Annotated in this window: 4 protein-coding genes and 2 pseudogenes; 1 reads left to right on the plus strand and 5 read right to left on the minus strand. The window is 66.5% G+C overall.

Annotated features, from left to right (window positions below):
• Positions 1-62: 62 nt before the first annotated feature.
• The 5 genes and pseudogenes from G6030_RS16685 to G6030_RS00370 form a co-directional block, all read right to left on the minus strand.
• A pseudogene (locus tag G6030_RS16685) lies at positions 63-197 on the minus strand (DEAD/DEAH box helicase family protein); the annotation flags it as partial.
• 288 nt (positions 198-485) lie between these two features.
• Positions 486-869 (minus strand): annotated as a pseudogene (locus G6030_RS16690) (phospholipase D-like domain-containing protein); the annotation flags it as partial.
• Between the two features lie 374 nt (positions 870-1,243).
• On the minus strand, positions 1,244-1,639 hold the full coding sequence (locus G6030_RS00360; protein ID WP_182641835.1) for a (deoxy)nucleoside triphosphate pyrophosphohydrolase: 396 nt from the start codon (positions 1,637-1,639) through the stop codon (positions 1,244-1,246).
• Positions 1,640-1,737: 98 nt separating this feature from the next.
• On the minus strand, positions 1,738-2,838 hold the full coding sequence (locus G6030_RS00365; RefSeq protein WP_182641836.1) for a hypothetical protein: 1,101 nt from the start codon (positions 2,836-2,838) through the stop codon (positions 1,738-1,740).
• Between the two features lie 25 nt (positions 2,839-2,863).
• Positions 2,864-4,018 carry a phosphotransferase family protein gene (locus G6030_RS00370; protein WP_182641837.1) on the minus strand — a complete coding sequence of 385 codons (1,155 nt, stop codon included), beginning with the start codon at positions 4,016-4,018 and terminating at the stop codon, positions 2,864-2,866.
• Between the two features lie 330 nt (positions 4,019-4,348).
• On the opposite strand from G6030_RS00370, the gene G6030_RS00375 reads away from it, so the two are divergent.
• Complete coding sequence (locus tag G6030_RS00375) at positions 4,349-5,329, plus strand: MsnO8 family LLM class oxidoreductase (protein ID WP_182641838.1); 981 nt, start codon at positions 4,349-4,351, stop codon at positions 5,327-5,329.
• The last annotated feature ends 57 nt before the right edge of the window (positions 5,330-5,386 follow it).

Here is a 5,386-nt window from a genome sequence, read left to right on the forward strand (position 1 = left end):
GCGAACCCCAGCTACGCACTCCGGATCCGGAAGAGCCGGTAAAGGCCGGCCGATGGATCGCACATCCGCTGATAGTCGAGTGCGGCGACGACTGTCTTGCCGGTCCCGGTGGCGGCGATGATCAGATTGCGATGTCGGCCGAAGACCCTCCGCTCTGCCTCCAGCGCTTCCAGCATGTGGCGCTGATGAGGGTAGGGCGTGAAGTGAATGGCTGTGGGTGCAGCGAGGAGGGCAGTGTCGTTAGTCAGATCGGTGTGTTGGTGGCCGTCCGCTGAGACACCTGGAGCAGTTAGTTCTTCGTGCGTGTCGCTGTCGCGGGCGGAAGCCGTGGAGTGCTCGAGGTTCAGATCTCCCGGAGCTTCATGCGGTCTGGCGGAGTGTTCGCGCTTAGAGAAGTGCCCGGCCGACGCGAGGGCGGCATCTAACCGTGCTGCATCGCGATCTGGGTCGTACTCTTCGAATTCCTGTGAGCTCCAGTACGAGTCGAAGACCTTGGAGAACTTGGCAATTTCTGTGCTACTTGCCGCTTCCGCGAGTCGAATATTCCATTCTAGACCGTCCACAAGGGCTGGCTTCGAGAGGTTGGAGCTACCAACGTAGGCGGTGTTGAAGCCAGAATAACGGTGGAAGAGCCAGGCTTTTGCGTGCAACCGCGTCGACGATATCTCGTACTTGATGCGAACTTGCGCTCCGAATTCTCGGACGAGGATGTCTAGCGCTGGGCGGTTCGTAGCGCCCATGTAAGTCGTGGTGAGGACGCGGAGTGGTACATTGCGACGTTTCAGCCCGGCAAGTTGGTTCTCAATAACTCGAACACCGGAGAATTTTACAAACGCACAGAGTAAGTCGACTCGGTCTGCTGTCTCCATCTCGAGGGATAGCTCGTTGCCGAGGTTTGGCTCGTCACGAGCGTTTGTCAGCAGCGCTCCGGAGGTGAACGGATGTGAGGGTCTATTCGGATGGCGATTGCCGTGAGCTGTGAGAGCGTGAAGCAGTCGGGAAGCCGTAATCTCATGCTCATCGCCGAAAAACTTTAGTACGGACCTTGCGAGCTCTAGCTGATCCGCGGCGGGCTTACCAGATAGGCGGTCGTGGACCACCGACTGGATATAGCGAGAAAGTGCCAGCGAGAGTTCAGTCTCATCGGGCGTTGCATACTGTGCAACCGCGTCAGTTGCATGAATACGGCGCTCGAGCGGACGAGTGACTAAGGATTCGTAGACTCCGTGCGGTAAAGGTTCGGTCACTTGCGAGACTTTAGCAGTGCTTCAATTGTTGGTAGGTCTGGTTTCGCCCAATCCAGGTCGCGAATTGCCTCGTATGGTTGCCACGTGATCTTGTCATGATCCGAGCTATCAGAGGGGTACTCGTCCGCGCTAACGAAATAACAGGCGAGGTCAATGACCTTGTCGCCGACGAGTGTGCTCGACCGGTCAATTAATCTGCCCACGGAGATGTCTAGGCCTAGTTCCTCTGAAATCTCGCGGCGAAGGGCGTCTTGCGGTGACTCGTCCGGCTCGACTTTCCCCCCAGGGAACTCCCACTTTCCTCCGGCCGAGCGCCCTGGGGAACGCCGGAACGCCAATACTGCGTCTTCCGTGCTGAACACAGCGCCAACCACGGTAATTGTCTTTGCCATCTCGTCCTCGGGCAGGTGTCAGTACTCGTCGGTCCCTGTTCTACCCGACTGGTCCCGCTGAGACTCCGCCGGGAGACACCGGCCGTGGTCGAGGGGGTTCATCGGGCCATGTCGCCCCAGTCGGTGAATCCCGACGGGTCGTGGCGGCCCAGGTTCGCATGTTCGAACAGGCCCCAGCCCACGTCGCCGTTGCAGGTCGCGCGGGCCACGTGGTCGATGGTGTTGAACGGCAGCATCGCGGCCACGTCGGGGGAGGTCATGTCGTAGGTGACCGACTCGCTCCACTCGCGGCCCATCCAACGGCCGTGCGACCACGCCGGGTCCCCGACGTAGCCCGAGCCCATGCTCAGCGGGACGCCGCCGAGAGTCTCGACCTCCAGCAGCAGCGGCTCGCCGCGAGGCGTGGTCAGATGCAGACGAGCGCAGTCGGGGTGGCGGGTGCCGCTGCGGTAGTCGACCTCCATCCGCGGCCAGCCCAGCTGCTCGATCCGCCCGTCGGCGAACACCCGACTCGCGTGATTGAGCGTGCGGTGCCCGTCGGGGCTCTCCTGGAGGATGACCACCATCGCGTAGTCGTCGAAGCGCAGCGGCACGTAGGTCCACCAGAAGCCCTCACGCGGCTCGGCCGCCCACCGGCCGGCGGGGTCCGACTCGCCGCTCGGCCGGATGCCCCACGAGCGATCCCGCGTGCCGAGCCAGACGTCGGGATCCACGGCGAAGTCGCGTCCGTCGACCGTGAGCGTGCCCGACCAACTGCCCACCTGCGCGAACCGGCTCGCGTCGAGCATCGCGCGCGTGCCCTCGAGCAGCACGTGCCGATCCTCGAGCACCGCGTCGAACGAGCCCTCCCACGTCATGTCCACCGACAGGTCCGGGTGCTCGCACACCAGCCGCAGGGTGCGCAGCGGCTCGATCACCTCGATCCGGAACCCACCCACTGCGGGCGCGAGCGACCGGGCGTCGAGGGCGTCGGAGAACCGCACCGACCGTTGGGTGTCGCCGTGGCGGATGGTGACGAACGCGTCCACGACCCCGAGGTTGGGGTACACGCCGAACCCCGTCACGAGGAACACGTCGCCGGTGCGGTCGTGCGCGTTGAAGTAGTAGCGGTCGTAGAAGTTCCGGTCACTCGTGCCGACCTGGGCCATCGGCAGCGGCGTCTGGTGGACGGGGAACTCGTCGAGCGGGGTGGGTTTCACGTGGATCCTCGGGGCGACGGGGCGGTCAGTCGGCGATCAGGCGGGCGAGCATGGGGTGGTGGAGGACGTACTCGTTCGGGTGGGAGAGCGCTTCCTGTTCACCGAAGTGGATACGACGACGAGTGATCCGCGACAGGATGAGGGCCTGCCGCAGCCCGGCGTAGACGTAGTAGAACGGCAGATCCCGGACGGTGGAGCCGGTCAGCTGCTCGTACTGCTCGACGACCTCGGAGTGGTCGAACACGTCCGGGATCCCGGGGAAGCCGAAGGTCACCGCGAGGTCCTGGAACAGGTCGTGGAAGTACAGGAACCAGCCCAGGTCCACTTCGGCCGGCGCGATGGCCGCCATCTCCCAGTCCAGGACGGCGGTCGGGGTGGTGCCCTCGTAGAGGATGTTGCCGATGCGGGCGTCGCCCCAGCTCAGCACGTCGGGCCCGGTCTCGGCCGGCCAGTGGTCCTCGATCCAGTCGAAGGCGCGCTCGATCAGTGGGATCCGCAGCCCGTCCTCGCGGGTCGTCCACTCGTAGTAGGCGCGCTGCTCGTCGACGTGCGCTCGCAGGGCGCTCACGCCGGGCGCCGGGGCCAGCGCCGGCAGGAGGTCGGCGGGCGCGGGGATGCGGTGGATCTCCGCGAGCACCGCCACGGACTCGCGCTGGAGCTCGGCCCGCTGCTCGGGGGCCATCTCGAGTAGCCAGCCGTCGAAGACGTACGGGGGATTGTCGACCGGCGCCTGACCGGAGGCGCGGTCCATCACAAGGAACGGCGCTCCGAGCACGGCCGGATCCTGCTCGAGCCAGCGCACTCGCGGCACTGGGAGATCGGTGGCCTCGCCGACCGCCCGCATCACGTCGAACTGCTTCTGCAGGTCGTAGACGGGGAACACCGGGAACGCGTCGTCCAGCGGGCACATCCGCGCGACCAGCCGGTCATGCCGCCGTTCGGACGGGCCCGCCGATGCGCTGGCCTCGGCCGGGGTCCACGTGGCGTCGAAGAGCACTGAGATGTTGGACATCCCCGAGCTCTCCGGTCGGCTCACCGCCGTGACCTCGACCCCGGCTGCAGCGTCGACCTCGTCGCGCTCGGCCAGCCAGACCGTGAGGCGCTCACGGAATTCGACGAGATCGGCCTCGCCGGAGGTGACCCGCTGGTGAAGCGGCTCATCGGAGCGTATCTGCGTCATGTGCTCGGACCCTTCGTGCGGATCTGATGCGCGGGCGGGACCCCGCGACGAGCCCAGTGTGACCTACGGCACAGAGGCGGAGGTCCGAAACGCCGACGCCCGCAGGCGGCCACGGGGTGTGGGACGGGAACCTCGTCGTCGTCGTCGTCGCCGGTCCGGTCCGGTCCCACACATCACCGACGGCGGCACCGGTGTGACCCACGCCTGTCACGGGGGCGGGCGCGGGTGACACCGATCCGTGACCCGTCACGGAACTCGCCGTATCGGTAGCCTCGACACACGAGCCGCGGATGTTCGCGGCGGTAACAGTGAGCTACGAAAAGGTGTGTTGTGTCGGTCCCCTTGAGCATTCTCGACCTGGTCTCCATTTCCGAGGGGGCCACCGCGCGTGACGGCATCGCCGCGTCGATGGAGTCGGCCCGCCTCGCCGACCGGCTGGGCTACTCGCGGCTGTGGTTCGCCGAGCACCACAACACCCCCAACCTCGCCTCGAGCGCCACCTCGCTGCTCATCTCCCAGGCGGCGTCGGTGACCGAGCGGATCCGCGTGGGCTCCGGCGGCGTCATGCTCCCCAACCACGCGCCGCTCATGGTGGCCGAGCAGTGCGGCACCCTCGCCAACATCCACGGCGACCGGATCGACCTCGGCCTGGGCCGCGCCCCCGGCACCGACGGCATGACCGCGCAGGCGCTGAGCCGCTCGTCCGCCGAGCCGCAGGCGTTCGCCCGCCACATCTACGACCTGCAGGGCTGGTTCGGCGAGACCGGCACCGCCCACAGCATCCCCATCTTCTCCGCGGTCTCGCAGGGGATGGAGGTCCCGATCTGGGTCCTCGGCTCCACCGTCAACGGCGCCTCGATCGCCGGCCAGCTGGGCCTGCCGTTCTCGCTGGCCTCGCACTTCGCGCCCGACCAGATCGACGACGCCATCCGCGTGTACCGCGAGACCTTCAGCACCGAGGCGCCCACCGCCCGCATCGAGAAGCCGCAGGTGATGGCGGGCATCAACGTGGTCGTCGCCGACACCGACGAAGAGGCCCAGCGGGAGTTCACCACGCTGCAGCAGATGTTCCTCGACCTCCGCGCCGGGCGCAGCCGCAAGATCCAGCCGCCCGTCGACCCCGCCCAGTTCGCCGGCGCGACCAACCCGATGCTCGACATCAGCGCGGTCGGCTCGCCCGACACGGTCAAGGCGCAGCTGGAGGAGTTCGTCGAGCGCACCGGCGCCGACGAGCTCATCACCGTGACCTACGCCTACGACCCGGCGGTGCGGAACCGGTCGATCGAGCTGCTCGCCGACCTCTGGTTCTAGTCGCGCGCCGGACCCGTGGAGTTTCTCGGCTCTTCCGGATCCGGAGTGCGTAGCTGG

It is taken from the genome of Dietzia sp. E1 (genome assembly GCF_014145015.1).
GTDB classification, from domain to species: domain Bacteria; phylum Actinomycetota; class Actinomycetes; order Mycobacteriales; family Mycobacteriaceae; genus Dietzia; species Dietzia cinnamea_A.